Here is a 26445-nt window from a genome sequence, read left to right on the forward strand (position 1 = left end):
GGGCTTGGTAACAATCAGAATGAGCGGAGTGGCTTGCGCTTACGCTACCGGCGCCACCGGCTCGTCCATCATCTTCGTCAGTCTGCGGTAGATGACGAACAGGATCAACGAAGCGGCGGCCGACAGCACCACGAAAATCATGAAGAAGTCGTAGAGGCTGTGGATCTGGTAGCCCAGGAACGAGGGCCACTGGTAGGGAATTTCCAGCTCTTTCAGCTTGGTTACCACCTCGGCCGTGGCCTGCTGGGTGCCGTTGAGGATGGCGGGCAGGTCGATGCCAGCGTCGGCGGCTTTCTTGAACTCGCCGGGGCCAGCCGGGTACAGGCCCGACAGCACGCCGGCCAGCTTGTTGCCGGCGGCGGTGGCCAGGAACCACACGGCCATCAGCAGCGAAGCGAAGCGGGCCGGGGCCAGCTTATTGACCAGCGCCAGGCCGATGGGCGACAAACACAGCTCGCCGAAGGTGTGCAGCAGGTACATGGTAATCAGCCAGAACATGCTCACTTTGGTGTTGGCATCCACGCCCTTCACGCCGAAGGCAATGATGAGGTAGCCCACGGCCAGCAGCATCAGGCCGATGGACATCTTCAGCGGCGAGGAAGGCTCGTTGCGGCCCAGGCCGCCCCAGAGTACGGCGAAAATCGGGGCGAAGATGATGATGAACAGCGCGTTGGCCGACTGGAAGAACGAGGCCGGTACGGTGTAGGTGCTGGTCAGCTGGCGGTTGGTTTGCTCGTCGGCGAAGAAGGTGAGCGAGGCACCGGCCTGCTCGAACGCGCCCCAGAAGAAGATTACGAAGAAGCTCAGGATGAGAATCACGTAGATTTTCTCCCGCTCCCGCGAGGTCAGCGAGTTGTCGGCCAGCACGGCCATGGGCATCACAATCATGGCCGAGAAGACTAGCGCGCCCACCCAGTCGTAGTTCATCAGCCAGGCAATGGCGGCGTACACCACCACGAACACGCCGATGAGCATGGGCAGCTTGCTGGCGAAGCTTTTGGCGGCCGGCTGGGCAATGGTTTCGCTGCGCACCGGCGAATCGGTGTTTACCGGCACCTGCGTGGCGTGCTCCACGGTGCGCTCGGGCTTGGCGCCCAGTGGGGCACCCGAGGCGGTTACCACGTACTTCTTTTTGAACAGCTCGAAGGTGAGCGAGCCGATGAGCATGCCGATGCCAGCGGCGAGGAAGCCCCACTTAAAGTCGGCGGGGTTGCCGGTGTCGCCTAGGGTACCGCAGACCAGCGGCGAGAAGAACGCGCCGAGGTTGATGCCCATGTAGAAGATGGTGTAGGCCGCGTCGATGCGCTTGTCGCCGGCCGGGTACAGCGTACCCACCATCGAGGAAATATTCGGTTTGAAGAAGCCGTTGCCGAAAATCAGGCAGCCCAGACCCAGGAAAAACAGCGCCAGCTGTGCGGCGGGCACGCTGGTTTGGCCGGCCTGGTAGAACGAAGCACTGAAAAACAGCGCGAACTGGCCCAAGGCCATAACCAGGCCGCCGACGAGGATAGAGCGGCGGTTGCCCCAGTAGCGGTCGGCCACGTAGCCCCCGAGCAGCGGCGTGAGGTAGACCAGCGAGGTGTAGTTGCCGTAGATAAGCGAGGACGTCTCCTTGTTGAGGAGCAGCGCCTTGATCATGTACAGCGACAACAGGGCGCGCATGCCGTAATAGCTGAAACGCTCCCACATTTCGGTGGCGAAGAGCACGTACAGGCCCTTCGGGTGCCCGGAGCTGGTGGGAGTCGGCGGCGGCGCCTGGGCGGTGGCTACTTGCATGAGTGCGGGGTAAGTGGGGTAAGAGTGAGAGAAAAAGGTAGCAAAAAAGCCCGACAGCGGCCGTGGCGGGGCTGGGGCTTACGGGTAAATCTAAGAAATCTTTCTAATTTCTGGTGTCGTAACTAACCTTACAAGTGTTAGCGCAAACGTTTGCAGTCCTAACGGTTTTTCGCCTACTTTTGCCTTACCAATCCCCTGTCCCCACCCATTTCCAATCCCACAGTCCGTGCTTATGATGGAAACTGCTGCTTCCACCAACGCCATGAACCGCCTCCAGCCGCTGGGCATCCGCCAGGCGAAAGAGGTTTGCCTGAACCTGACGCCCGCCGAACTGGTGGAAGAGGCGCTCAAAAACGGGGAAGGCACCCTGACCGATACCGGCGCGCTGATGGCCGACACCGGCAAGTTCACCGGCCGCTCGCCCAAGGACCGCTTCGTCGTGAAGGACGAAAACACCGCCAACTCGGTGTGGTGGGGCGACATTAATATTGCCTTCAGCCCCGAGAAGTTCGACCAGCTGCACGAGAAGATGGTGGCCTACCTGGCCGACAAGAAAATCTACGTGCGGGAAGCCTACGCCGGGGCCCACCCCGACTACCAGCTGAAGCTGCGCGTGGTGAACGAGCTGGCCTGGCACAACCTGTTCTGCAACAACATGTTCCTGCGCCCCGAAGCCGGCGCGGACACCAGCTGGACGCCGGATTTCTCGATCATCTGCGCCCCCGGTTTCGAAGCTGACCCGGCCGTGGACGGCACCCGACAGGCCAACTTCGCCATCCTGAACTTCTCGAAAAAGATGATTCTGATCGGGGGCACGGGCTACGCCGGCGAGATGAAGAAAGGCATCTTCGGGGTGCTGAACTACCTGCTGCCCCACGAGCACAACACGCTGGCCATGCACTGCTCGGCCAACGTGGGCAAGGACGGCGACACGGCCATCTTCTTCGGCCTCTCGGGCACGGGCAAGACCACGCTGTCGGCTGACCCCAACCGTGGCCTCGTAGGTGATGACGAGCACGGCTGGATGCCGGGCAACGACGGCATCTTCAACTTCGAGGGCGGCTGCTACGCCAAGGTTATTGACCTGAGCCGCGAGAAGGAGCCCGAAATCTGGGACGCCATCAAGTTCGGCAGCATCGTGGAGAATACCCGCTTCATTCCGGGCACCCACACGGTGGACTACGCCAACAAATCGGTGACGGAAAACACCCGCACGGCCTATCCCATCCACTTCATCCCGAACGCGGTGGAGCCCTCGGTGGCCGGCGTACCGAAGAACATCTTCTTCCTCACGGCCGACGCCTTCGGCGTGATTCCGCCGATTTCGCGCCTGGACAAGTCGCACGCCATGTACCACTTCATGTCGGGCTACACCGCCAAGGTGGCCGGCACCGAAATGGGCGTGACCGAGCCGCAGACGACTTTCTCGGCCTGCTTCGGCCAGGTGTTCCTGCCGCTGCACCCCACCAAGTACGCCGAAATGCTGGGCCAGAAAATGGACGAGCACCCGGACGTGAACGTGTGGCTGATCAACACCGGCTGGACCGGCGGCAGCTACGGCGTGGGCTCGCGCATGAAGCTGGGCTACACCCGCGCCATGATTACGGCCGCCCTGGAAGGCAAGCTCAACGACGTGGAATTCCACAAGCACCCGATTTTCGGGGTGGAAGTGCCCGCCTCGGTGCCCGGCGTACCCGCCGACATCCTGGAGCCGCGCAACACCTGGGCCGACAAGGAAGCTTACGACAAAACGGCTAATGAGCTGGCCCACAAATTCGTGGACAACTTCCAGCGCTTCGCCGACTTCGCCAACGAGGAAATCATGGCCGGTGCCCCCAAAGCCGCCGTGGAAGCCTAACACTGCCCAACAACACCCTACAACCACTCATTCACTCACCAAGGAAAACCCCGCTGGCAGCTGCCGGCGGGGCTTTTTGTTTGCGAGAATTTACTGCTCGTGGTGGGTTTCGATGGGGTGGCCCAGTGCCCCCAGTAGCTGCCGTAGCTGGTCGTATACCGATGCATCGGCTTCAATAAGCTGCCCGGATTCGCTCTGCAGGTAATGACACTGCAAGCAGATGTTCAATACCTCCACGATGTGGCCCGCGGAATCGTGAAACCCCAGGGCGTCGCGGAAAACCGGTCGGCAGCCTGCGGCCCAGTTACTGCTTACCGGAGTGGTTAGAATGCTGCGTAGCCGTTCGGTGTGCTCATCGGTTCGAGCGAATTGGGTAACGGGGCTGGCGGTAATGTCGAAACTGCCAGCGGCAGTAGTCAGGGGCACATCCTGCCGCTGGTCAAACTGCGCCAGCTCCTCCATACGCTGTCCTAGCAGACGCTGGCGCATGAAGCGGGCTGTCATCAGCTCTACCTGAGTGGCTTGTCGAAGCTCCGCGGCGGCCTGTTTCAGCCGCTGCAGCTTGGGGCCGCGGTTGAAGGAATAAGTGACAACGTAATCAAACGGGGGCAGGCGCTGCCAGTAGTCGTTGCTGGTCATGATGTCGTGGGGTCGGTCTACTTGCTCAGCGCTTTTCCGTCGGCCGGGCATAAGATACATTCGACGGCCCCCAAACCAACACACAGGAGTGGAGCCCGCGTCACATGCTTGTGCGATTGTCAGCGACGAATCCAGGGCCCACCTTCGCAGCGGCAGTTGGCTGGCACCCGCGCAGGTTGCGCGTCCGGCGCAGTCGGCGGCCCCTTCCGATGCTCCTTGCCGCTCCCCGCACGCCCGTTATCGAAGTCACGCGCCGCATCCGCCTGGCCGCGCCCCTGCCCGCCGTCTTTGCCCTGGCCGCCGACCTGCGCCACGACGCCCGCTGGCGCCGGGAAATTCACCAGACCCGGCTCGACGCGCCCGCGCCCGGCCCCGGCGTGGTAGCTACCGAAGACGCCTTCCTCTCGCCCCGCTGCCCCCACGCCCTGACGCGCCTGGTCTACGTGGCCTATGAGCCCGACCGCTACGTGCGCTGCACCGCCCTGCCCGGCGAGGCGGCCTGGCAGGACGTGGAGCGGCAGTTTCGGGCCCTGGGCCCAAGCCACACCGAGCTGACCTACACGCTGCGCTTCGAGCAAGCCGTGGTGCGGCGGGGGCTGCCCTTCGCGCCGCCCGTATGGTTTCTGCGCTGGTACACTGGCTGGATGATGACGCGCTACCTGCGCACCCTGCGTCAGCTGCTCGAAACCGGCACGGCGGCAACGCCTGCCCGCCCGGAGCTGGTAGCCAGCCACTAAGGAGTACGCAAGTCTGGTTTGCGCCGGAGCCGGCCTTCCCTTGGGGGTAGTCACCACGCGCTACCAAGGTGGCCGGCCATTAGCGTGCGGCTTGGGCGGTAGCGGCTTCCAGGGCCCGCACCCGCTGCTCCAACCGCTGGAGGCCGGCCTGCTGGGCTTGCAGGGTATCGACCTGCGTCTGCAGGGCCTGGTTCTGGGCCGCCAGCTCCCGGAGGGCTTCCAGGAGCACGGGCGTGAGCTGGGCGTAATTGACGGCTTTGTAGCCCGCGGCGTCGGTGCTGACCAGCTCGGGGTAAACCTGCTCCACCTCCTGCGCCAGCAAGCCCACCTGCTCGGCTCCGGCCACGCCGCCGCGCTGCACGCCCAGCGCATTCCAGCGGTAGCGCACCCCGCGCAGGGCCAGCGCCCCGGCCAGAGCCCCGCGCAGCGGCCGCACCTGCTGCTTGAAGCGCGCGTCGGAGGGTGAAACGTTGTTGCCGCGAATGGTGCCGGCCACGTCGAGCGTGTAAGCCGGGGCCGCGGTGCCGATGCCCACGTTGCCGCCGCTGGGGTTGAACAGCAGGCTGCCGGCCGTGTTTTCCACCACGCTGGCCGGCCCGCCCCCGCTGAGCGGGCGCACAATCAGGTTGGAGCCGCGGTGCTCCAGCTTGAGCGACGCCGCCGCCGTGGCCGAAGGCAGCTGCACCTCCAGTTGCGCCACGGGCGTGCCGATGCCCACCCGCACGGCCTCGGAGCCAGTGCCGCCCAGCGCCAGGGTGTTGCTCTGGCCGACCAGGGCCCGGTAGCCAATGGCCTCGGCGTTGGTCAGGTTGCCGGTGGTGGGGCCACTCTGGTACCCGAAGGCCCAGTTGCTGCTGCCGGTGGTGTTGTTGTAGCCGCTGCGGTAGCCGCTGAACTGGTTGAAGTTGCCCGTCGTGTTCGAATACCCGCTCAGCATGCCGTCGAACTGATTGTCGAGGCCGGTCGTGTTCGAGAAGCCGCTCTGGTTCCCGCTACACTGGTTGAAGTTGCCGGTCGTGTTTGAGAAGCCGCTCTGGAGGCCAATAAACCGATTGAAAAAACCGCTGGTGTTGGCGCGGCCGCTCTGGTAGCCGACGAACAGGTTGCCGGCCGTATTCTGGCCGAGGTTCAGGCCCCCGTCGGCGCGCACGCCCACGCCCACCACCCCGGCCGGCAGCTCGGCCCCGGTGCCCACCAAGGCGTTGCCCTGCAGGTTATGGCCCGGGTGGCCACGCCATTGCCCAGGTTGTCGCCGCCGCGGGCCTTGTCGGCCAGGAACAGCCAGCCCGCCGCGCCGCCGTAGTAGTAGAAGCCCGGGCGCGGCGCGGTCTGGAACACGAGCAGGCCCGTGGCCGGCGCGGTAATGGCCACGCGCGCGGCCGAGTCCAGGCGCGGGATGAGCAGGCCCTTGCCCGCCGCCGCCAGCTCCAGCACGGCAGAGGCATCCGGCGCCGTGGTGCCGATGCCCACGCTTTGCCCCTGGCCGACCAGCGGCAGCCCCAGCAACAATGAAACGGCCAGGATCAGTCGGGCGCGGCGGCCGCGTGACGCAGCGGCGGGTAGCAGTGTAGTCATGCCGGCAAAAATCCGGCTCGGGCGCATGCGCCCTCAGCCCCGGCGCGGGGTGCGGGCCAGCAGCTCGCCCTTGCTGTTGATGTGCAGCTTGGCGTACACGCTCTTGATGTGGCGGCGCACGGTGTTGAGCGTGATGCCCAGCTGATCGGCAATGAGCTTGTAGCTCAGCCCCTGCTCGATGGCGCGCACCACCTGCTGCTCCCGGGCCGACAGCACCTGCTCGGGGTCGGGCGTGGGCTGAAAGTACCGGACTACCTCCCGCGCTACGGCCGGGCTCATGCTGCTGCCGCCCTCGGCCACGGCCAGCAGGCCGGCTTTGAGCTCAGGCAGCGGGGTAGTTTTCAGAAAAAAGCCCACGGCGCCGGCGCACAGCGCCTGAAACACCCGGGCCGGGTCGCCGAGCGTGGCCGTGAGCAGCACCACTTCGGCCTGGGGCAGGCGCTGCCTGATCAGGCCCACGCCCTCGATACCCGAGCGCCCGGGCAGGCCAATGTCGCTGAGTACCAGCCGGGGTAGCGTGGCGGCGTGCTCGATTTGTTCCAGAAACTCCTCGACCGAGCCCACCACCAGCGCGCAGCTGAACTCGGGCTGGGCGCAGAGGTAAGTTTCGAGGCCCCGGCGCACGGCGGGCAGGTCTTCGATAATGGCCAGGGGCAGGGGCATGGTGGAGGTAAGCATCAGGGCTGGAAAATTACGAAGCTGAAGCCCCGGTCGGTGAGCGTGCCGCCGGTGTTGTAGGTGCGCACCAGCAGCTTGCCGGGGCCGCTGCCGCTCACGAAGCTGATGAAGCCCGGCCCGTTGTAGAGCGTCAAGGCCACGGCCCGGCTGCCCAGATCGGCCGTGGCCAGCGGGCCGGTAAAGGTCAGCACGTACTCGCCCGGGCCGGCGTGGGCCACGGTTACGTTGGCCGAGGCGCTGGAGAGCGTGCCCACGCCGAACACGTTGCCGTAGCCGGCGGCCACCATATTGGCCGTGCCGGTGGCGGGCGAAGTCACGGCACTGGTAGTCACTGTGGTGGCATTCACGGTAGTGGCATTGGCCGTGGTGGCGGTTAGCGTGGTGGTCGTCACGGCCGGCGCGGTGAGGGGACCCGCCAGCGCGGCCGTGCCGTCGGCGGCCAAGGTGAGGGCGTCTACCAGGCTGGTGCCGTTGGTGGTGCGCAGGGTGAGGCCGATGCGGGTGCTGGCGGAGGCATTGGGCACCCGGGCCTGCAGGTAAGCCATGCCACTGTTGCCACTAAACGGCGTCAGCCACAGGTGCCCGGGCAGGAACAGGCTCTGGGAGCTGCCATTGTTGGGGTCGGGCACGAGGTAACTGTCGCCGGTACCGGCCACGTCCAGCAGGCCACGCGGGGCGGTGGTGCCCACCCCCACCCGGCCGTTGGCCAGCACCGTCAGGTCGGGGCTGCTGGGGTCGCCGTCGCCGCTGAGCTGCACCGAGGAGGCGCCCCGCAGCTCCAGCGCCCCGCCCCGGGTGCCGCCGAAATCCGTGCCGATGTAGTCGATGTTGGCAAGCCCGGCGCCCGGCTTGCGCAGCTCCAGGTGGGGGCCGGCGTTGCTGCCTTCCAGCACCGCCGCCGGCACGGCGCCGGTGGCCACGTGCAGCGGCGCGGCCGGGCTGGCCGTGCCGATGCCTACCGAGCCGCCGCTGCTGATGCTCAGGCCCGCGGTGCCGCCGTTGCCCACGAGCTGAAAAGCGCCCAGGCTCAGGTTGCGGGTGGCCAGGTGGTTGCCCAGGTTGTCGCCCAGCGTGCTGGCCGCCGCGCTGCTCAGGTTGCCGTTGGCGTCGGTGGTGACGATGCCGGCCGTGGTCAGCCCCCGCAGGCGGGTGCTGCCGGCCACGTCGAGCCGGGCGCTGGGCCCCCCGGTGCCGATGCCCACGTTGCCGTCGGCCCGCACCCGCAGCAGCGTCGTGCCCGCCGTCGAGACGCCGGGGCCCTGGCTCACGTCCAGGGCGGTGGTGTTGCTGCCGCTGTCGGCCACTTTCACGGCCAGGCCGTTGCCGCCGTACCCGGCCAGCGTGTTGCCCACGGCGGCGGCGTAGCCCTGGTTGTCGTGCAGCCAGGTCAGCGACTTCTCATTGATGCCCAGCTGATCCGAGCCGATAATGTTCAGGTTGGTGTTGGCCAGCTGCGAGGCGGGCTCGGTGGTGCTAAGCCCGATGCGCCCATTGCTTTGCGCCGATAGCACCGTGGCAAACCCCGTCCCGAACACACTGCTGTACTGCAGCGCCAGGTCCAGGCGCGAGGCAGAGGCGTTGTCGGCCGAGAATGAGCCCAGGCGCCACTCGGCCACGCTGGCAACTTTGGCACCCTGGTACGGGCGCGTGAGGCGCACGATGGTTTCGACGCCCTGACTGGCGGACGAGCCAAAGATGCCCAGGCGCGGCGGGGCATAATCGAGGAATCGGCCGGTGCCAATGCCCACGTTGCCGTCTTTGTCGAGGGCGAGGCCCTGGCTGCCCCCACTCACCAGAAGTTTGCCGGCCAGGTTCAGGTTCCGGGTGGCGGTATGGTCGCCCAGGTTGTCCTTGAACAGCGCAGGGTCCACGCTACCGAGCGACCCGTCGCTGCCCACGGCCAGCACCCGCGGGGCGGCCAGCAGCACGGTCCGCAGGGTATTGCCGGCGTAGGTCAGGTAAGCGCGCGAGCCGTCCGGGCTCAGGGCCAGGCCGCCCCCGGTTATGCCCGGGGCAGCGGCCCGCGCCACGGGCAGGCCGCTGCCGTTTACGTCGTACACAAGCAACGTTCCATCGATAAAGTTTTGCACCGCCAGCACCGCCCCGTTGGCACTGTTGACCAGACCGTAGGAGTAATACGTGCCCGCTGCGACTGGGGTGCCCACGGCTACGGGCAGGCCGCTGCTGATGTCGTAGGAGCTCAGCATGCTGGGCGCGCTACTAAGTAGGTATAGGCGGGTTCCGCTGGGACTCACCGCCAGCTCATCCGAGTAGCCGCTCGTAGTTACCGAGCTGCCGACGGCTACGGGCAGGCCGCTGCTGATGTCGTAGGTTGTCAACTCCTGGCTGCCATCAACAGCGTACAGACGAGTACCGGCCAGGTTCACCGCCAGGTCCTGAATCCACGCGACGGGTAACGCGTTCAGCTGCACCGGGGTGCCCCCCTGGCTGAGGTCAAACGTCACGAGCTCCTGAGTGGAATCCCACACGAAGGCCCGCGTACCGGTGGGGTTCACCGCTATAGTCTGGGGCGAATACCCAACAGGCGCCTCCCCGCCCAGCGCCACCGGCTGCCCCTGGCTGAGGTCGAAGCCCTGGATGAAGCCGTTGGAACTGCCGGGCTCGTACCCCAGCACCCAGACCCGTGTACCGGCCTGGTTCAGCGCCATATCAATGCCGCCCGCCACCGTCAGCACCGGGCTGCCCACTGGCGCGGGCGTGGGGCCGCTCACGTCGAAGACTTGCAGGGAAGCCCGCTTTTGCCCGGCGGGATTGGTCAGGCTGACGCGCGTGAGCACGTAGGCGCGGGTGCCGGCGGGGTTGAGCAGCACCTTTACCGGCTCGCCATCGGTGGCGGCGGCGCTGCCCACCAGGGCGGGCGCCTGGGGGCTGGGCGTGGCCGCGGCCCCGAACAACGGGGGCTGCACTTTCAAGGTGCCGTCGGCCTCCACGCCCAGCAGGCGGCCGTCGCCGGTGCCCGCGGCGGCCCGCACCCGCACGTTGCCGTTCACGTCCAGCTTCTGGGTGGGCGCGGTCGTGCCGATGCCCACGTTCTGGGCCCAGCCGGCGCCCATCGATAGTAATACGAGACTCCAGATCAGGGCCGCCGAACGTAGCAGTGTTTTCATACCCGCAAAGCAAGCTCCCGGCCCCATGCGGCGTAAGTACATCTTGATGTACCCCGGGGTGGCTTAGCCGTGTGCGGGGGAGAGGTGTTTACGGTCTGAATTGCGCATTCTCTGACTCTGCTGCCCAGCCCCTATCCTGCAACCGTCCTAAACCCTTATCCTCATACCCGCCCCCCTCCTATCTTTTAATCTACACCGGCACGCGCACGCGCACGCCCCAGCCGGGCTGGCCGGGCACCGCGCCGTAGCCGGCCGCGCAAGTGCCGCCCACGGCCTCGGCGCGAGCCCGCATGTTGCGCAGGCCGTGGCCGCTGGCCCGGGGCAGCTGCGCGGGCGCGGGCCCGTCGTCAGCTACGGCCAGCTGCAGGGTATCGTCGGCCAGGGTCAGCGCCACGGTGACGTGCCGGGCCTGGCGGGCGTGCTTGGCCACGTTGTGCAGAGCTTCCTTGAAAATCAGGTACACGGCCCGGCGGGCTTCCATCGGCAGGGCGCGGGCGGGCAGGTGGGGGTCGGCGTCGAAGGCAATGGTCAGCTCGCCGCTGCCCAGCAGCTCGTAGGCGTAGTCGCGCATGCGGTCGAGCAGGCTGCGGGCCGAGTCGTTGTGGGCGTCGTAGCCCCACACCACGTCCTGGAGCTGGGCGGCGGCGGCGCGGCTGGCGGCGGCCATTTCCTGCAGCTGGGGCTGCTGCTCCTCGGGGGCGTAGAGGCCGGCGCCCAGTAGGTTGGCCTGCATGGAAATCTGGGTGAGCAGGCCGCCGACCTCGTCGTGCAGGTCGGCGGAAAGGCGCGTACGCAGGGCCAGCTCGCGGCGGAGCTGGCGGCGGCGGTAGGCCCCCAGCCCCAGACCCGCCCCGGCCAGCAGCACCACCGCGCCGAGCGCGGTGGCCAGGGTCTGCTGCTGACGGCGCAGACGCAGCACTTCCCGCTCGCGGGTGAGGGTCTGCACTTGGGCCAGAGCCTGGTCGGTTTCGTACTCGTTGCGCAGGGCCTCGGTCAGCTGGCGGTTGTCGAGGGCCCGTAGGGAGTCCTGCAAGGCCCGTTCGTGGGCCAGGGCGGCGTAAGCGGCCGGGTAGTTGCCCTGGTGCAGCGCCACTTCCCGTCGGATGCCCCAGGCCTGGGCCTGCCAGTTGAAATTGGTACCCGAGGCGGCCGGTACCTGCCGCGCCGTTTGCTCGGCCAACGCCCACTGGCCCTGCTGCCGGTAAAAATCGGCCAACGACACCAGCGCCACCGCCGCCGCGCCGGCCGCCCCGCGCTGACGCTGGGTGGCCACGGCCCGCAGCAGATAGGGCCGGGCGGAGTCGGGCTGCTGCAGGCGCTGGTAGGCCTGCCCCATCAACATCCAGGCCTGGGGGAGGTAGTTGGCCAAGTGGCTGCGCCGGGCCAGCCGCTCCGAGAGTCGCAGGCAGCGCAGGGCCGCCGCGAGACTGTCGCGCCCCATCAGCGCCCGCCCCAGGTATTGCCACGACGAGGCCAGCGCCATCGTATCGCCCTGGGCCGCTTCCAGGGCCTTGCCGGCCCGGAAATAGCGCGCCGCCTCGGCCCAGCGCTGCTGGCGCAGGTACACCAGCCCCAGGTTGCCCAGCGTCGAGGCTTCGATGCCGGTGCTGGCCAGGCCCGGCGTCAGGCGCAAGGCCCGGAAGTAATTGGCCACCGCCGAGTCGAGGCGGTTTTGCTTGTAGTACACCAGACCGCGCGAGTTGTAGACGTTGGCCCGAAGTTTCCGGTCGGCGGTGCCCAGCTGCAGGGCTTCGCGGTAGAGAGCCAGGGCGCGGCCGGGCTGTCCCAGGTCGCCGTAGGCCATGCCGAGGTGGTAGCGCTGCTGGGCCTGCAGCGCGGCCGGGGCGGCGGCCAGCAGCCGGCCGGCCCGCAGCAGCAGCGGCAGGGCCAGCGCGGGCCGGCCCGATTCGCGGTAATAGTCGCCGCGCACGTCCAGGGCCTGGCCGGCCAGCGCGGGCTGCTGGGTGCGGTAGGCGGTTTGCTCGGCCGCCCGCGCGTAGCCCACCACGCCCGCCGAGTCGAACGGCCCCAGGTAGGCGCGGGCAACCCGGAGCAAGGCTTCGGCCGCGGGCGGCTGGTGGGTCGTCACGGCCGCCCGCAGGCTGTCGGGCACGGGCGGCAGCGGCTGGGCCAGGGTGCGGCCCGCCAGTAGTACTACCAACAGCCCGGCCAGCCACCAGCTCCATCTTTGTCCACCACCGGGCGGCCGCCTTGCCATATTCTTCTGAAAATCAGCAGTAGTAAGTAATGCCCACGGCGGGCCTGGTCGGCGCGTAGCGCTGGCCTGCCGACGGCCGCAGGTGGCGCGGCGCACCGGGCAATAGCCAAAGCAGCGCTCCAAGATATGCCCACCGGGAGCCAACCCCCAAACGCAACTTCAAGGTCACCGCGCCCCGCAAAAGCACCACGGGCCGCTTCCGTGCGGAAGCGGCCCGTGGGTTTACGGCTGGCGGAGCCGGGCATTACGGCAGGTCCTCGTGCCGGGTCTGGGTGGAGTAGCGGTGGTCATGGCCCGCTAAAGTAGCCGAGTCGGGGTGGTTGAGGCTGGCCGCGTAGCTGGCGGGGCGGCCGTCGTCGGGGGTGCTGCGGGGGTGGTAGTGCCGCCCGTTACGCACCCCTGCGCCACCGCTGGGGCTGCGTGACTTGCTCAGCCAGGTGGCCAGGGCCAGGCCGGCGCCCACGGCCAGGGCGGTTTTCAGCACCGGGCTCTTGCTGGTCACGGCCTCGGTGTAGTAGCTGGTTTCGCGGGCGTGGCCGTCGTAGTTGCCGCGCTCCTCCAGGCTGCCCATGGCCCGGTCGAGGCCGTTCTGGCTGAGGGGGCGCGGGGCGTAGTCGGCCTTGGTTTGCTTGGCGAAGGACTTCTCCATGAACTTGTCGAGCAGGCCGGGCGTCCAGTGCTCCATGCCAATCATGGCGCGGCCGCCGCCGCCCACCACCACGCTGCGCTCGGGCGTAGCGCAGCTGTGCAGGATGGCGCGAGCCACCGTTTCGGGGGCGTAGGTGGGCGGGGCCTGAATGGCCTCGCGCTCCATGTAGTTTTTGGCGTGGATGGGGTACGGCGTGTCGATGGCGGCGGGCTGAATGAGCGTGACGGACACCGGGGCGCCGTCCATTTCCAGCTCCATGCGCAGCCCGTCGGTGAAGCCCTTCACGGCGTGCTTGCTGGCCGAGTAGGCCGTCTGCAGAATGGCCGTCACGTCGGAGAGGATGCTGCCCACGTTGATGAGCGCGCCGCCCTTGGTTTTGAGGTGCTTCACGGCTTCCAGCGAGCCTTGCACCAGGCCCCAGAAGTTCACTTCAAACAGCTGGCGCATGTCCTCGATGGGCACTTCCTCCACCTTGCCGTAAATGCTCACGCCGGCGTTGTTCACCCAGGTGTCGAAGCCGCCGAAGGCCTGCTGGGCTTTCTGGGCAATGGTGCGGGCGGCGGTGGGCTCGGCCACGTCGGCCACCACGTACACGGCTTGGCCGCCGTCCTGCCGGATTTCGCTGGTGAGCTGGCGCAGGGCTTCTTCGGAGCGGGCGGCCAGCACCAGCCGGGCGCCCTTTTTGGCGGCCATACGGGCCGTAACGAGGCCAATGCCGGAGCTGGCACCGGTGATGACGATAACCTGGTCGTTGAGCTTTTTGAGTTTCAGGGCCATTGGTTGGGAGCTTGGTTGTGGATTTAAGAATGAAGGCTTGTAAGCTTTCTTCTACGGCGGGGCGGCGGCTTCGGTGCGAACTTTTTTTGCCGGACCTTTGTGCAGCCTCCGGCGTGCCACGCGCGTCGTTGGGCTCTTTTTTCCCCTTTCCCGCATGCGTTCTTTGTCCCGTTTGCTCCGCCGCGCCGCCCGCACGGCGGCTTCGCTTACTGCCGCGGCCCTGCTGCTGCTTTCTTCCCTCGATGCGGCGGCCTGGGGCCGCGAAGGGCACCGCACCATTGCCCTGATTGCCCAAAAGCACCTCTCCAACAAGGCCGCGGCCCAGATCAAGGAGCTGCTGGGCGACAAGTCCATTGCCGACGTGGCCTCCTGGGCCGACGAGGTGCGCAACCAGCCCGAGTACAAGGGCACCGGCGCCTGGCACTTCGTCAACCTGCCGCTGGGCTACGGCTTCGGCGAGTTCAACCAGCAGCTCAAGGCCAAAACCGAGGCCAACGCCTACCAGGCTTTCAACGACAACCTCAAGCTGCTCGCCGACAAGACCCAGCCCCGCGAAAAGCGCCTTGACGCGCTCAAATTCGTGGTGCACCTGGTCGGCGACATCCACGAGCCCATGCACGTGAGCCGGGCCGAGGACAAGGGCGGCAACGACATTCAGCTGCAGTTTCAGGGCGAGGGCACCAACCTGCACCGCATGTGGGACAGCGGCCTGATTCACGCCCAGGGCCTCTCCGACGACAAAATGGCCGCCGACTACGACCACCCCGACAAGCAGCTGGCCGCCATCTGGGCCAAGTCGCCGGTGGAGCAGTGGCTGTTTGAGTCGTACCTGGTGAGCACCAAGCAGTACGCCGAGGCGCCCAACGGCACCACGCTCGACGCGGAATACTACAAAAAGCACATCGACGAGGTACGCGTGCGCCTACAGCAGGGCGGCATCCGCCTGGCCGAAGTGCTGAACGAGGCGCTGAAGTAAGCCATCGAACTTGGGACCAACTGCAACGCCCGCGCTGAAGCCTTCAGTCGCGGGCGTTGCGCGTTGTTATTGAGGCGGAGTGATGCGGACATCCGAGCCGTTTACCTCAATTAAGGCCATTTCCTCCGTGTTTTCGGGCGTCAGCCGCACGGGTTTCTGCAGGGCTTCCGACACCCGTTGCAGGTACAGCAGAAGCGCTTCATGGTCTTCGATTGACTGAAAGTCCTTGGGGTCGATGTCGTTTTCGATGTCGCCTTCCCAGAAGAATAGGCAGTTGATGGTAAAGTTGCGCAGCTGAATTCGTGCCGTGCTCCATTCTCTTTCTTCAGGCTTAGCCCACATACGCTCGACCACGGCAAAATCAATCCAGTCCTGGGTTTGGCCGCTGTCGAGGCCACTGAACGTCACAGAGTAATTGGCATTTACCAGTTCTACCCAGCGCCACCAGTCTTCCGCAGTGGTGTTCAGCACGTAGATGTCAAGCAGGGAGCCATCGACATAGTAGATTTCTTCTTTTAGCTGATTCCAATCCATAAGCCCGGTGGCGGTAGGGTGATGCCGCAAGGTAACCGGGCGCCGGCAACCCCTGCTCGTCCTACCTTTGCCCCTGCCATGCCCCACACCTTCTACGCCCCCGACCTCGCCGGCCTCACCTACACCCTGCCCGAAGACGAAAGCAAGCACGCCGTGCGGGTGCTGCGCCTGCAGCCCGGCAGCCCGGTGGAGCTCATCGACGGGCGCGGCGGGGTGTACCAGGCCGAAGTCAGCGACGACAACCCCAAGCGCTGCCAGCTGCGCATCACGCAGGAGCAGCAGGTGGCGCGCCGGCCCTACTTCGTGCACGTGGCCGTGGCGCCCACCAAGAACCTGGACCGCATGGAGTGGCTGGTGGAAAAAGCCACCGAAATCGGCATCGACCGGCTTTCGTTTCTGCGCTGCGCCCGCTCCGAGCGGCGCGAGCTGAAGCTCGACCGGCTGGAGCGCATAGCCGTCAGCGCCCTGAAGCAGTCGGGCCAGGCCTGGCTGCCGCAGCTGGAGGAGCTGACGGATTTCGCCGCTTTCGTGCGCGGGCTGGCGCCCGAAACCACCTTCATTGCCCATTTGGTCGATGACCACCGGATTTCGCTGGCCCAGGTGGCGGCGCAGGGCGCGGGCTGCTGCATCCTCATCGGCCCCGAAGGCGACTTTACCCCCGACGAACTGCAATTGGCGCTGGCGCGGGGCATCCGGCCGGTGGCGCTGGGCCTCACCCGCCTGCGCACCGAAACGGCCGCGCTGGCCGCCTGCCACACGGTGCACGTGGCGCGGGAATTAGTCTAGCCGCCGCGTTGTCCTTAGCTTGGGCGGGCCGTTGCACCGTGGGCCGCCTCGCTCCTTTCCGCCTTTTCCGGCTTTTTCGATGAATCTGCTTTCCCGTTTTCTGCTTTTGCTGGTGCTCCTGCTGCCGCTCACGGCCGCCGGCCCGGCCGCGCCCAGCTTCCAGATTGCCCGCCTGCAGTACGGCGGCGGGGGCGACTGGTACGGCAACAAAACCTCGCTGCCCAACCTGATCCGCTTCTGCAACCAGACGCTCAAGACCAACATCGCGCCCGAGGAAGCCGTGGTGGAGCCCGGCTCGCCCCTGCTGCTGCAGTACCCCTTCGTGCACCTGACCGGCCACGGCAACGTCACCTTCACCGACGCCGAAGCCCGTAACCTGCGGCGCTACCTGCTCGGCGGCGGCTTCCTGCACATCGACGACAACTACGGCCTCGACAAGTACATCCGGCCCGAGATGAAGAAGGTGCTGCCCGAGCTGGACTTCGTGGAGCTGCCCTTCACCCACCCCATCTACCACCAGAAATTCGCCTTTCCCAAGGGCCTGCCCAAAATCCACGAGCACGACGGCAAGCGGCCCCAGGGCTTTGGCCTGATTTACAAGGGCCGGATGGTGTGCTTCTACACCTACGAGTGCGACCTGGGCAACGGCTGGGAAGACCCCGAGGTGTACAAGGACCCGGTGGAAAAGCACGAAGAAGCCCTGCGCATGGGCGCCAACCTGCTGGCCTACGCCCTGACGCAGCAGTAATTGGGTGATGAGGTGACAGGTAACATGTGACAGGAAATCAGCTCGCGAAAGATGCCCAGGAGTATATTGTTCGGTATCGGCGCAGCCACGCTCCTTTTGAAGCTGTTTAGAAAGTTGCCGACAGTTACCAGAACGTCATGCTGAGCGAAGTCGAAGCATCTCTACCGCTTCGCCAGATAGAAAATTCACAATCCGTAGAGATGCTTGGCTACGCCGACCTTCGGTTTGACAAGCGGACAACAGCTAAAGTAGGACGTTCTGGACTTTCTAAACAGCTTCTTTGTGTACCGCCTGTCAGCCGACCAACGACCGGGACGTGCTGGCCTACCAGTTCATTGGACTGGTTGTGTGGACGCCACAGCTGCTGTGGGCGCTGCTGTGCTGGTGGAGCTACCGTTGGCAGAACATTTCCTTTACCACGGCCTCCTGCCTGATCTTTCTGCCCGCCATGCTGCTGGGACCTGCGCTGTTTGGAGCACTCAAGTTTTACTTCATGCTGGCCTGGCCCGCGTACGTGCTGACCTTGATGGTTTTGCTGCTGCGTTTCCTGGAGCAGAATCCCGAGTAGGTTTTTCCGGCCTGAAGAAAAATTAAGCCCGGCTTCAGCCCGGCTTCAGCCCGCCGCGCCAATTTTGGAGCACCCCAACGGAACAACCCGTTGGATCCACACTCCTAAAATCATGGTACGTCCCCTGTTCACGGCTACGCTGCTGCTGCTGCTGGCCGCCCCGCTGGCCGAGGCCCAGCAAACGCCCGCCAAAACCAAAGTCAAAACCAAGCGCACCGCCGCCAGCGCCACGGCCGCGCCGAGCAACTCGCCCGCCGCCCCCGCCGAAGCCACCCTGCCAGCCCCGCCGCCCGGTGGTCCGGCCGGCCCCGCGGGCCCGCGCCCGCCCCACCCCGGCCCGGGCGCCCCCCGCGCCAAGGGCGGCGCCCAGGCCCTGAGCAACTTCAGCGGCACGCTCACCGAGTACACGGCCGGTAACGACGAGCAGGTGTACGACGGCTTCACGCTGAAAACCAGCGCCGGCACCGAAACCGTGCGCTTCCCGCGCCACCTCGGTCGGGAGCTGATGGCCGCCGCCAAGGCCGGTAGCAACGTGAGCCTGACGGGCTTCCGCGACACCGACCCGGAGGGCCGCAGCGCCCTGCACCTGGTGAGCCTGACGGCCGGCGGCCAGACGGTGCAGGCCACCCTGCCGCCGCCCCCGCCGCCCACCACCCCGCGCACGCCCGAAGCGGCCAGCGCCCAGGGCACCATCAGCCGCCTCGACGCCGACCCGCAGGGCCGCACCCGCGCCGTGTTGCTCAATGACGGCACCATCCTGCACCTGCCGCCCGCGGCCGTCGAGCAGCTGGCCGAAAAGCTCAAGGTAGGCGCCCGCGTGGCCGCCACCGGCGACCTGCGCCCCCGCCCGGAGGGCGAAGTGGCCATCCGCCCGGTGCGCGTGCTGCGCACCCAGACCATCACCCTCGACGGCGTGCAGTTCCTGGTGCGCTAAGTTGGGGGTGACAAGTAACACGTGACAGGTGACACGTAACAGGTCTAGATACCGACCCGGTCCCGTATTATCTGTCACGTGCTACCCCCAACCTGTCACGTGTTACCCCAAACCCATGCGTATTCTGATTATTGAGGACGAGGCCCGGCTGGCCAGCTTCGTACGCCAGGGCTTGAGCCAGGCCGGCCACGTGGCCGACGTAGCCGACAACGGCGCCACCGGCCTGGAAATGGCCGCCGCCACGCCCTACGACGCCATCCTGCTTGATCTGATGCTGCCCGGCCAGAACGGCTTTGAGGTGCTGCGCAACCTGCGCGAGTTCGGCCTGCGCGCCCCGGTCATCATCTTGAGCGCCCTGAGCGGCACCGAGCACGTCATCCGGGGCCTCGACGCCGGGGCCGTGGACTACCTGCGCAAGCCCTTCGAGTTCGACGAGCTGCTGGCCCGGCTGCGGGCGGTGCAGCGCACGGCCGGCGCCGCCGCCGAAGCTCCCGTGCTGCGCCTGGCCGATCTGGAGCTGGACCTGGTTCACCGCCGCGTGAGCCGGGCCGGGCAGGTGCTCAGCCTCACCAACCGCGAATTTGCCCTGCTGGAGCTGCTGCGCCAGGCCGGGCGCGTCGTCACCAAAACCCGCATGGCCGAAAAGGTCTGGGACGTGGACTTCGACATGGGCTCCAACGTCATCGAAGTGCACCTCTCGCAGTTGCGCCGCAAAATCGACCGCGCCTTTCCCACCCTCCCGCCCCTGCTCGAAACCGTGGTCGGCCACGGCTACCGGCTCCGCGACCCGGCCCAGGTATGAACGTCTTCCGCAGCCTCCGCGGCCAGCTGCTGCTGGCCTTCGCCCTGGTATTCGGCACGGTGGCCCTGCTGGCCGGGGCCTACCAGTACCGCCAGGTGGGCCGCCTGCTGCACCGCGGCGACGACGCCCGCCTGCGCGCCCGCGCCGAGGGGCTGCTGGCGCAGGTGGAGCTGGGCCCGCTGCCCGTGCTGCCCCTGCCCGGCCAGGGCGAGCGGATGCGCGTGGTGGTCGAAACCGCCGGCCAGCCGTCCCGGGAGCTGTTTCATTCCCCCGGCTTCGCCGACCCGCCCCCGCCCGGCTGGCGCGGCGTGATGCTGACCCAGGAGCGCGCGACGGACGCCGGGCAGCGCCAGCGGCTGCGGCTCTGGCTCAGCCACTCCGCCGCCCCCCTGGCCGCCGACCTCGGCCGGGTGCGCCGCACGCTGGGCTGGGCGCTGGCCGGCAGCCTGGGACTGGCCGCCGCCCTGGCGGCCCTGCTGGGCCATTGGGCGCTGCGGCCGCTGCGGCGCATCAGCCGGCAGGCCCACCGCATCGGGGCCACGCCCGGCCCGGAGCGCCTGCCCGAGCCCACCACCGGCGACGAAGTGCAGGAGCTGGCCCGCACCCTCAACCAAATGCTCGGCCGCCTGCAGGCCGGCGCCGAGCAGCAGGACAACTTCCTGGCCGCCGCCGCCCACGAGCTGCGCACCCCGCTCACCGTGCTGCGCACCGGCCTGGAAGTGGCCCGCCAGCGCCCCGACCTGCCCCCGGACGTGCGCGCCCTGCTCAGCGGGCAGCTGCTCGAAACCGGCCGCCTGAGCCGGCTGGTCGAGGACTTTCTGCTAGTCAGCCGCCTGCGGGCCGGCGCCCTGCCCCTGGCTCGCCAGCCCCTCCTGCTCGATGAGCTGGTGCTGGCCGTGGTCGACCGGGAGCTGCCGCGCTTTCGGGAGGCCGGCCGCTCCCTGCACCTGGCCGTGGCCGAAGACGCCACCGGCTACCAGGTAATGGCCGATGCCGACAAGCTCACCTCGGTGCTGCTCAACCTGCTCGAAAACGCCCTGCGCCACGCCCCCGGCGGCGCGGCGGTACAGGTGCAGGTGGGCCAGGAGCCGGCCACGGGCTGGTGCTACGCGGAAGTCAGCAACCCCATCCATACCTCGCTGGGCGACCTGGCACGCCTGACCACGGCCTACTACCAGGCCAGCGTGCTTAGTCCCGGTGCGGGCCTCGGGCTGTGGCTGAGCAGCCGCCTGGCCGAGCTGCACGGCGGGCAGTTGGCCCTATCCGAAGCCAACGGCTGCTTCATGGCCCGGCTGCGGCTGCCTTTATCGGGTGACAAGTAACAGGTAACACGTGACAGGTCAGAACGAAACTTGTCACGTGTTACCTGTCAATTGTTACCTTTTCCAAAATGCGCCATTTCCCAGCCGATCAGCGCCTTTTTGGTGGCCGAGCCCCAGCGGTACTCGCCCAGCACCCCTTCTTTGCGGATGACGCGGTGGCAGGGAATCAGCACGGCCACGGGGTTGGCGCCCACGGCCGAGCCCACGGCCTGCAGGGCCTTGGGCTGCCCGATGGCCCGGGCTACGTGCTGGTAGCTGACCACTTGCCCGGCCGGCACGCGCAGCAGCGCCTCCCACACTTTCACCTGGAAGTTGGTGCCGCGCACCAGCAGGTGCAGCGGCTGCCCGGCCGTCGGCGCAAATGCCCGCGCCGCCAGCGGGGCCGTGCGCTCCGCAGCGGGCTCGAAAGTGGCGTTGGGCCAGTTCCTGCGCAGCTCCTGCAGCGCCGCGGCTTCGTCGGGCTGGGCGGCATCGAGCAGGTGCAGGCCGCAGATGCCACGCTCGGTGGCCGCCAGCAGCGCCGGGCCGAAGGGCGTCGGGTGCGTGCCGTAGGCCACGCGCAGGCCCGCACCACCCGTGCGGTACTCCTGGGGCGTCACGGCTTCCAGCGTCACGAACAGGTCGTGCAGGCGCGAGGGGGCCGACAGGCCGGCCTCGTCGGCGGCTTCGGCCAGGGAGCCCGCCTGAGCCAGCCGCTGCTTCAGGAAGTCGGCCGTGAGGTATTGCACGAAGCGCTTGGGGCTGATACCGGCCCACTCGCTGAACAGCCGCTGGAAGTGAAACGGACTCAGGCTGACGGCCTCGGCCACCTCGTCGAGGCTGGGCTGGCGGCGAAAGTTAGCCTCCAGAAACTGAATGGCCTGGGCAATGCGCTGGTAGTCGGGGCTGATGGTTTCGGCGGTAGTCATGGGGTAAAATTACCGGGCCTTTTGCGCCCCGCCGACCCGATTCTTGCGGAGTTGCGCGGTTCCGGTTTAGCCCGCAGAGGGCGCGGAGGGAAACGCAGAGGACGCAGAGCTCAGCGCCTGCTGCGCCAGTTTCTGCGTCCTCTGCGGGCTAAAAACGCCGGAACTACCGAATGCCCTTCTCCGGGAAGCGGCCTTTCTTGGTGCGGTAGAAGGCTTTGATTTTCTCCTCGTCCTGCTCGTAGTTGCCGGTGGGGTATATCACCGGGCCCACGCCGGCCTCCTTGCGGCCGTAATCGAGGAAGCCGAGCAGGATGGGCACGCCGGCGGCCAGGGCCACGTGGTAGTAGCCGCGGCGCCAGCGGGGCTGGTACTTGCGGGTGCCTTCCGGGGTGATAAGGATGATCAGGTCGGGGTACTGCTGAAACAGCTCGGTCATGGCTTCCACCATGCTGTTGTTCTTGCTGCGGTCGATGGGCAGCGCACCCAGGCTCAGCATCAGCTTGCCGAGCAGGGGAATGTCGGTCCACTCCTTCTTTACCGTGAAGCGCACGTTGCGGCGCATCAGGAAGAAGGCGGCGCGGGCGTACATGAAGTCCCAGTTGCTGGTGTGCGGGGCGGCAATCATCATGGCCTGCCGCACCTCGGGCGGAATGCTGGAGTGCAGGCGCCAGCCCGTAATCTTAAACCAGAACTTGGAAAAGGCCAGCCAGAAGCTGTTCATAGGGGCAACGGAAAAAGGGGCGTCAGGGGAAAAGCCAACAAAGCTAGCCAAAATCCCCGGCGGGGGCCAGCAGCAGGGCTTCCAGCGCGGCGGCGTGCTGCAGGGTGTAGCGGTAGCCGATATCGAACAGGGCGCCGGCGTGGCGCAGGTCGGCCACGCGGTAGTCGCGCAGCTCGGGCGGCTGCAGCACCAGCGCGCAGCGGGCCAGGCGCGGGGCTACGTTGGTACCGATGGCGAGCATAAACGTGCGCTCGGCCACGTGCCGAATGCTCTCGATGCGGCCCTCGGGGTTGAACACGTTGGTGTGCGCGCCCACCACCACCAGCCCGGGCCGGTCGAGCAGGGGCTCCACCGGCAGGTTGTTGAGCAGGCCGCCGTCCACCAGCACCCGCCCCCGGTAGTCGATGGGCTGGCAGAGCACCGGCACCGCGCAGGAAGCCAGCAGCGGCGGAATCAGCGGCCCTTCGTCGAAAAACGCGGTTTCGCCGGCCACCAGGTCGGCGGCCGAGAGCGTGACGGGCAGGCTCAGGTCGGCGAAGGTCTGGTTGCCGGGCAAGTGGGCCACGAACAGCTTTTCCAGCAGGGCCAGGCTCACCAGCCCGCGCCGGTAGGCCGGCCGGATCAGCCGCAGGAAGCGCGTATCGGTGAGCAGACGCAGCACTTCGCGCGGCGGGATGCCGGCCGCGTAGAACACCGCCGCCAGCCCGCCCGAACTCACGCCCGACATGGCCCCGATGGGCAATTCCAGCTCGCCCAGGGCCTCCAGCATGCCCAGGTGGGCAATGCCCCGGGCCGCGCCGCCCGAGAGGGCAATTCCTAGCTTGCGCGTAGCCACGGCTAAAGGTCGGTCAGGCGCAGGGTTTCGTGCAGGCGCACGCCGCGCTCGGTCAGCTGCACGGTGCAGGCCTCGGTGTGGGCGTCGTGCTCGAGCACCAGCACCCACTGCTCCTCGGCGGCGCGGCGCAGCACCTGCTCCTTCTCGGCCAGCGTCTGCAGGGGGCGCACGTCGTAGCTCATCACCCAGGGCATGGGCAGGTGGGCCGTCGAGGGCAGCAAATCAGCCATAAACGCCAGCTTACGGCCCCGGTAGTCGAGCAGCGGCACCATCATCTTCTCGGTGTGGCCGTCGGCAAACACGATGTCGCGCAGCATGGGCAGCTCCGCCGGCACGCCCGCGGCCGGGTCGATGAAGCGCAGGTGCCCGCTTTCCTGAATGGGCCGGATGTTTTCAGCCAGAAAGGAGGCCTTCTCGCGGGCGTTGGGCGTCGTGGCCCAGTCCCAGTGGCTTTGGTTCGACCAGTACGTGGCATTCGGAAAGGCCAATTCCAGCTGGCCCGCCGGCGTGCGGGTCACCGAGCCGCCGCAGTGGTCGAAGTGCAGGTGGGTCAGAAATACGTCCGTCACGTCGGCCGCCGCGAAGCCCAGCTTGCGCAGCGAGCCGTCGAGCGAGGCGTCGCCGTGCAGGTAGAAGTGCCCGCGGAATTTCTCGTCCTGCTTGTTGCCGATACCGTTGTCGACCAGCACCAGCCGCCCCGCGTCCTCGATGAGCAGGCAGCGCATGGCCCAGGTACACATGTTGTTGTCGTCGGCCGGGTACTGCCGCGACCATAAGGATTTGGGCACGACGCCGAACATGGCGCCGCCGTCAAGCTTGAACAGGCCGGTATCGAGGGTGTAAACGTTCATGCCCGCAAGATGCACAAAGCCGCCGGACCCCACACGCGGTGGATCCGGCGGCTTTCATGGATGCCTGAAGCGGGCGGCGCCTAGTGTACCCAGGCCAGCATGCCCCGGAAGGGGTTGCCGGCGCCCCGGTAATGCGTGTAGTTAGGACGATGCGTGTGCGGCTTGCCCTTCATCAGGGACTTTACGTAGCGCGGCCGGGGCCGGGCTTCCGCTTGGCCAGCGCAGCCAAGCACAATCAGAGCGAGCAGAAGTACCAGTTTGTTCATAACTCAGAAGGCTTAAGGGTCCGTTACTGATACTAATTTATAACATAACCAATCATATAAACCATATAACAAGAAAATAATATGATTATTTACACAATTACGCGTTTAAATCAAATTGCATTTTATATAATTTTATCAATAACATGCTTCACAAAACCAACGCCCTCTCCCGGGCAAACCGCGTTTGCAGCCAGCAGCGGCAGTTCAGGCGCCTGCCAGGGTCGGCCATCACATGATAATGTGATACCTCAAAGGCTGTCCTTTGCGTTATTCTCAGAAGTTGTACTCCCCGTTGTTTTTTACCCAGCCCTATGGACGATGCCTACTTTCTCGCACTTGGTTTTGAGCGGTGGCTGAGCCTGTTCCCGCTGCAGACCACCATGTACGTGCACCGCTGCCCTGCCCAAGACGGGGCCCGGCTTTACCTATCCGTTCCGCCAACGGCGGCGGAAAGTTCTGCGGGAGGGAGGGCTAATCTCGAAGCCCAGATTGAGCGGTTTTTCAGCAAGCACGGAGGCCGCACACCCGTCGCACGGGAAGCAGCGGCCTCCGTGGCCTGATATGCGGGTGGACCGCCAGCCCTTCTGCGCCCCACATACACGTGTGATGGCCTGCCCGGGCTGAGCACCTTCATTAGGAGACAAAAGGGTCAGCGGCACGCATGAACAATGAACGAGCCTTAACCTGCTGGTTGGGGCTTTCTTCGAGTGCCCAAGCCGGAGAGTAATGTTACCCGAAAAAGCAAAAGGCCCTCCAGCGTGCTGCTGAAGGGCCTTTGCGGTCCGGACGGGACTCGAACCCGCGACCTCCGCCGTGACAGGGCGGCATTCTAACCGACTGAACTACCGAACCAGGTAACCCGCTCTCGAAGCCGTGTGCTTTTCGTTAAGGTGCTGCAAAGGTAAGGCGGCTTTTGACATTTCAAAACCGCACCGGACACTTATTTCTCAAAAAAACCTTGATTCCAATGCATGGAGCTGGCTTTTAAGCAAATAGACGAGCAATTTTTTTTCGATACAGCGGCCACCCACGCACTTACCGGGCCGGGGCCTCTGCGGCGGGCTTGATATCCACCAATTCCACGTCGAAGCGCAGCACGGCATTGGGCGGGATGTCGGCGCCGGCGCCGCGTGCACCATAGGCCAGGCCGGACGGAATCAGCAAAGTGGCCTTGGCGCCTTTGTTGAGCAGCGAAATGCCCTCGTCCCAGCCGGGAATGACCTGACCCACGCCGATGGGGAAGTCTATCGGCTGGCCGCGCTTGAACGACGAGTCGAACTCCTGGCCGCCGAGCAGCGTGCCCCGGTAATGCACCGATACCGTCTGGCCCTTGGTGGGCTGGACACCGCTGCCGGGCTGAGTGATGATGTAGTAGAGGCCGGATGCCGTTTTCTGGGCCTGCAGGCTGTTTTTCTGCAGGTACGCCTGAATCAGCTGATCGTCGACGGGCTTTTGCCTTTCCTCGACCAGCTTCGCCTTGGCCTGCATGGCCTCCATCATCTGCTGCTGGGCCGCCATGGCCTCGGCCTGGCTCTGGATGGCGGCCACTTTCACGAGCAGGCGCATGGTGTTGCCGTGCTTCTTGATCTGGGGCGGAGCGGGCTGGCCGGAACTTTTAAGGGAGAGCGAGTCGGCGTTGAAGCGGAACGCGGCCGAGTCGCCGGGCTGCAGCAGCGAAATAGCTTCTTCCAGGCCGCCTTTGCGCACCAGCGCCTCCAGGGGCACGCGCACCGGGAAGCCCCCGGTTTGCTGGCGCGAGCGGAACAGCACCGAATCCTTGGCCGTGCGGTACTCCACGTGCAGGGCCATCACCTGCCCGACGCGCTTGGCGTAGGCCGCCGCGGCCGTGGCGGGCACCAGGGCGGGCTGGCGCGTATAATTGCCGTTCACGCGCTTGTAGATGCGGTACTCAATGCCCGATTTCAGGCGGTTGTAGGCCGGCGGGGTGGTCTGCGCCGCCTTGGCCGCCGTCGGTTTCTTCTGAGTCGGCTTGGTTTGGCTCGGTTTGGTCTGGGTCGGCTTGGTCTGAAAAGACAGCAGCGCGGCCAGGCCCAGGCCCGCCAGGGTGTAGCGCGCCGGTTTATTCCAACGGGTCGTCGTCGTCAGCATCGGATAAAAAAAGAATGGGGCTGGCAAGATAGGCGCCCGGGGTGGAAAAG

General features: G+C 66.5%; 24 protein-coding genes and 1 tRNA gene. 9 read left to right on the forward strand and 16 right to left on the reverse strand.

Annotated elements, in window-relative coordinates; genetic code table 11:
• Window positions 1-39 precede the first annotated feature (39 nt).
• The gene (locus tag FDY95_RS14765) at window positions 40-1776 is read right to left on the reverse strand and encodes a peptide MFS transporter (protein WP_138078804.1); all 1737 of its coding nucleotides are present in this window, start codon (window positions 1774-1776) and stop codon (window positions 40-42) included.
• A 235-nt stretch (window positions 1777-2011) separates the two neighbouring features.
• On the opposite strand from FDY95_RS14765, the gene pckA reads away from it, so the two are divergent.
• Entirely contained in the window at window positions 2012-3634 is a 1623-nt protein-coding gene (gene pckA, locus FDY95_RS14770) for a phosphoenolpyruvate carboxykinase (ATP) (RefSeq protein WP_394348396.1), read from the forward strand.
• A 90-nt stretch (window positions 3635-3724) separates the two neighbouring features.
• Here the strand turns inward: pckA and FDY95_RS14775 are convergent, their stop codons facing one another.
• Window positions 3725-4273 (reverse strand): hypothetical protein, encoded by a 549-nt coding sequence (locus FDY95_RS14775; RefSeq protein WP_138078808.1) that lies wholly within the window; start codon window positions 4271-4273, stop codon window positions 3725-3727.
• Window positions 4274-4482: 209 nt separating this feature from the next.
• On the opposite strand from FDY95_RS14775, the gene FDY95_RS14780 reads away from it, so the two are divergent.
• The gene (locus FDY95_RS14780) at window positions 4483-5010 is read left to right on the forward strand and encodes an SRPBCC family protein (protein WP_138078810.1); all 528 of its coding nucleotides are present in this window, start codon (window positions 4483-4485) and stop codon (window positions 5008-5010) included.
• A gap of 79 nt (window positions 5011-5089) precedes the next feature.
• On the opposite strand, the gene FDY95_RS14785 is transcribed toward FDY95_RS14780, so the two are convergent.
• From FDY95_RS14785 to FDY95_RS14810, 6 genes are all read right to left on the reverse strand, one after another.
• Complete coding sequence (locus tag FDY95_RS14785) at window positions 5090-6205, reverse strand: tail fiber domain-containing protein (RefSeq protein ID WP_138078812.1); 1116 nt, start codon at window positions 6203-6205, stop codon at window positions 5090-5092.
• Window positions 6139-6585, reverse strand: coding sequence for a hypothetical protein (locus tag FDY95_RS14790; protein ID WP_138078814.1), 447 nt, complete (start codon window positions 6583-6585; stop codon window positions 6139-6141). Before FDY95_RS14790 ends, FDY95_RS14785 begins: the two co-directional genes overlap by 67 nt.
• Before the next feature lie 33 nt (window positions 6586-6618).
• Window positions 6619-7263 carry a response regulator gene (locus FDY95_RS14795; protein WP_138078816.1) on the reverse strand — a complete coding sequence of 215 codons (645 nt, stop codon included), beginning with the start codon at window positions 7261-7263 and terminating at the stop codon, window positions 6619-6621.
• On the reverse strand, window positions 7263-10391 hold the full coding sequence (locus tag FDY95_RS14800; protein ID WP_138078818.1) for a YncE family protein: 3129 nt from the start codon (window positions 10389-10391) through the stop codon (window positions 7263-7265). Before FDY95_RS14800 ends, FDY95_RS14795 begins: the two co-directional genes overlap by 1 nt.
• Window positions 10392-10581: 190 nt before the next feature.
• Window positions 10582-12609: a tetratricopeptide repeat-containing sensor histidine kinase gene (locus FDY95_RS14805; protein ID WP_138078820.1), complete on the reverse strand. Its 2028-nt coding sequence runs from the start codon at window positions 12607-12609 to the stop codon at window positions 10582-10584.
• A 244-nt stretch (window positions 12610-12853) separates the two neighbouring features.
• On the reverse strand, window positions 12854-14035 hold the full coding sequence (locus FDY95_RS14810) for an SDR family oxidoreductase (protein WP_138078822.1): 1182 nt from the start codon (window positions 14033-14035) through the stop codon (window positions 12854-12856).
• 154 nt (window positions 14036-14189) lie between these two features.
• On the opposite strand from FDY95_RS14810, the gene FDY95_RS14815 reads away from it, so the two are divergent.
• A complete protein-coding gene (locus FDY95_RS14815; RefSeq protein ID WP_138078824.1) occupies window positions 14190-15011 on the forward strand; it encodes a S1/P1 nuclease in 822 nt (273 codons plus the stop codon).
• A 66-nt stretch (window positions 15012-15077) separates the two neighbouring features.
• Here FDY95_RS14815 and FDY95_RS14820 read toward each other — a convergent pair whose 3' ends face one another.
• Window positions 15078-15545: a hypothetical protein gene (locus FDY95_RS14820; protein WP_138078826.1), complete on the reverse strand. Its 468-nt coding sequence runs from the start codon at window positions 15543-15545 to the stop codon at window positions 15078-15080.
• A gap of 78 nt (window positions 15546-15623) precedes the next feature.
• Between FDY95_RS14820 and FDY95_RS14825 the strand changes: the two genes are divergently transcribed.
• From FDY95_RS14825 to FDY95_RS14850, 6 genes are all read left to right on the forward strand, one after another.
• Window positions 15624-16331 carry a 16S rRNA (uracil(1498)-N(3))-methyltransferase gene (locus FDY95_RS14825; RefSeq protein ID WP_138078828.1) on the forward strand — a complete coding sequence of 236 codons (708 nt, stop codon included), beginning with the start codon at window positions 15624-15626 and terminating at the stop codon, window positions 16329-16331.
• A gap of 79 nt (window positions 16332-16410) precedes the next feature.
• The gene (locus tag FDY95_RS14830; RefSeq protein WP_138078831.1) at window positions 16411-17079 is read left to right on the forward strand and encodes a DUF4159 domain-containing protein; all 669 of its coding nucleotides are present in this window, start codon (window positions 16411-16413) and stop codon (window positions 17077-17079) included.
• A gap of 280 nt (window positions 17080-17359) precedes the next feature.
• Window positions 17360-17647, forward strand: a complete 288-nt coding sequence (locus FDY95_RS14835; RefSeq protein ID WP_138078833.1) for a hypothetical protein — start codon at window positions 17360-17362, stop codon at window positions 17645-17647.
• A gap of 112 nt (window positions 17648-17759) precedes the next feature.
• Window positions 17760-18581, forward strand: coding sequence for an OB-fold nucleic acid binding domain-containing protein (locus tag FDY95_RS14840; RefSeq protein ID WP_138078835.1), 822 nt, complete (start codon window positions 17760-17762; stop codon window positions 18579-18581).
• 115 nt (window positions 18582-18696) lie between these two features.
• Entirely contained in the window at window positions 18697-19383 is a 687-nt protein-coding gene (locus tag FDY95_RS14845) for a response regulator transcription factor (RefSeq protein ID WP_138078837.1), read from the forward strand.
• Entirely contained in the window at window positions 19380-20705 is a 1326-nt protein-coding gene (locus FDY95_RS14850; protein ID WP_138078839.1) for a HAMP domain-containing sensor histidine kinase, read from the forward strand. Before FDY95_RS14845 ends, FDY95_RS14850 begins: the two co-directional genes overlap by 4 nt.
• A 47-nt stretch (window positions 20706-20752) precedes the next feature.
• Here FDY95_RS14850 and FDY95_RS14855 read toward each other — a convergent pair whose 3' ends face one another.
• The 7 genes from FDY95_RS14855 to FDY95_RS14885 form a co-directional block, all read right to left on the reverse strand.
• On the reverse strand, window positions 20753-21613 hold the full coding sequence (locus FDY95_RS14855) for a bifunctional transcriptional activator/DNA repair enzyme AdaA (RefSeq protein WP_138078841.1): 861 nt from the start codon (window positions 21611-21613) through the stop codon (window positions 20753-20755).
• 163 nt (window positions 21614-21776) lie between these two features.
• Entirely contained in the window at window positions 21777-22334 is a 558-nt protein-coding gene (locus tag FDY95_RS14860; RefSeq protein ID WP_138078843.1) for a 1-acyl-sn-glycerol-3-phosphate acyltransferase, read from the reverse strand.
• Between the two features lie 43 nt (window positions 22335-22377).
• Window positions 22378-23169 (reverse strand): patatin-like phospholipase family protein, encoded by a 792-nt coding sequence (locus FDY95_RS14865; protein ID WP_246074041.1) that lies wholly within the window; start codon window positions 23167-23169, stop codon window positions 22378-22380.
• Window positions 23170-23171: 2 nt separating this feature from the next.
• The gene (locus tag FDY95_RS14870) at window positions 23172-24020 is read right to left on the reverse strand and encodes an MBL fold metallo-hydrolase (RefSeq protein WP_138078845.1); all 849 of its coding nucleotides are present in this window, start codon (window positions 24018-24020) and stop codon (window positions 23172-23174) included.
• A gap of 80 nt (window positions 24021-24100) precedes the next feature.
• The gene (locus FDY95_RS14875) at window positions 24101-24286 is read right to left on the reverse strand and encodes a hypothetical protein (RefSeq protein ID WP_138078847.1); all 186 of its coding nucleotides are present in this window, start codon (window positions 24284-24286) and stop codon (window positions 24101-24103) included.
• Between the two features lie 778 nt (window positions 24287-25064).
• Window positions 25065-25138, reverse strand: a tRNA-Asp gene (locus FDY95_RS14880).
• A gap of 183 nt (window positions 25139-25321) precedes the next feature.
• Window positions 25322-26395, reverse strand: coding sequence for an FKBP-type peptidyl-prolyl cis-trans isomerase (locus FDY95_RS14885; protein ID WP_138078849.1), 1074 nt, complete (start codon window positions 26393-26395; stop codon window positions 25322-25324).
• Between the last annotated feature and the right edge of the window lie 50 nt (window positions 26396-26445).

Source organism: Hymenobacter jeollabukensis, from assembly GCF_005771675.1.
GTDB classification, from domain to species: Bacteria; Bacteroidota; Bacteroidia; order Cytophagales; family Hymenobacteraceae; genus Solirubrum; species Solirubrum jeollabukense.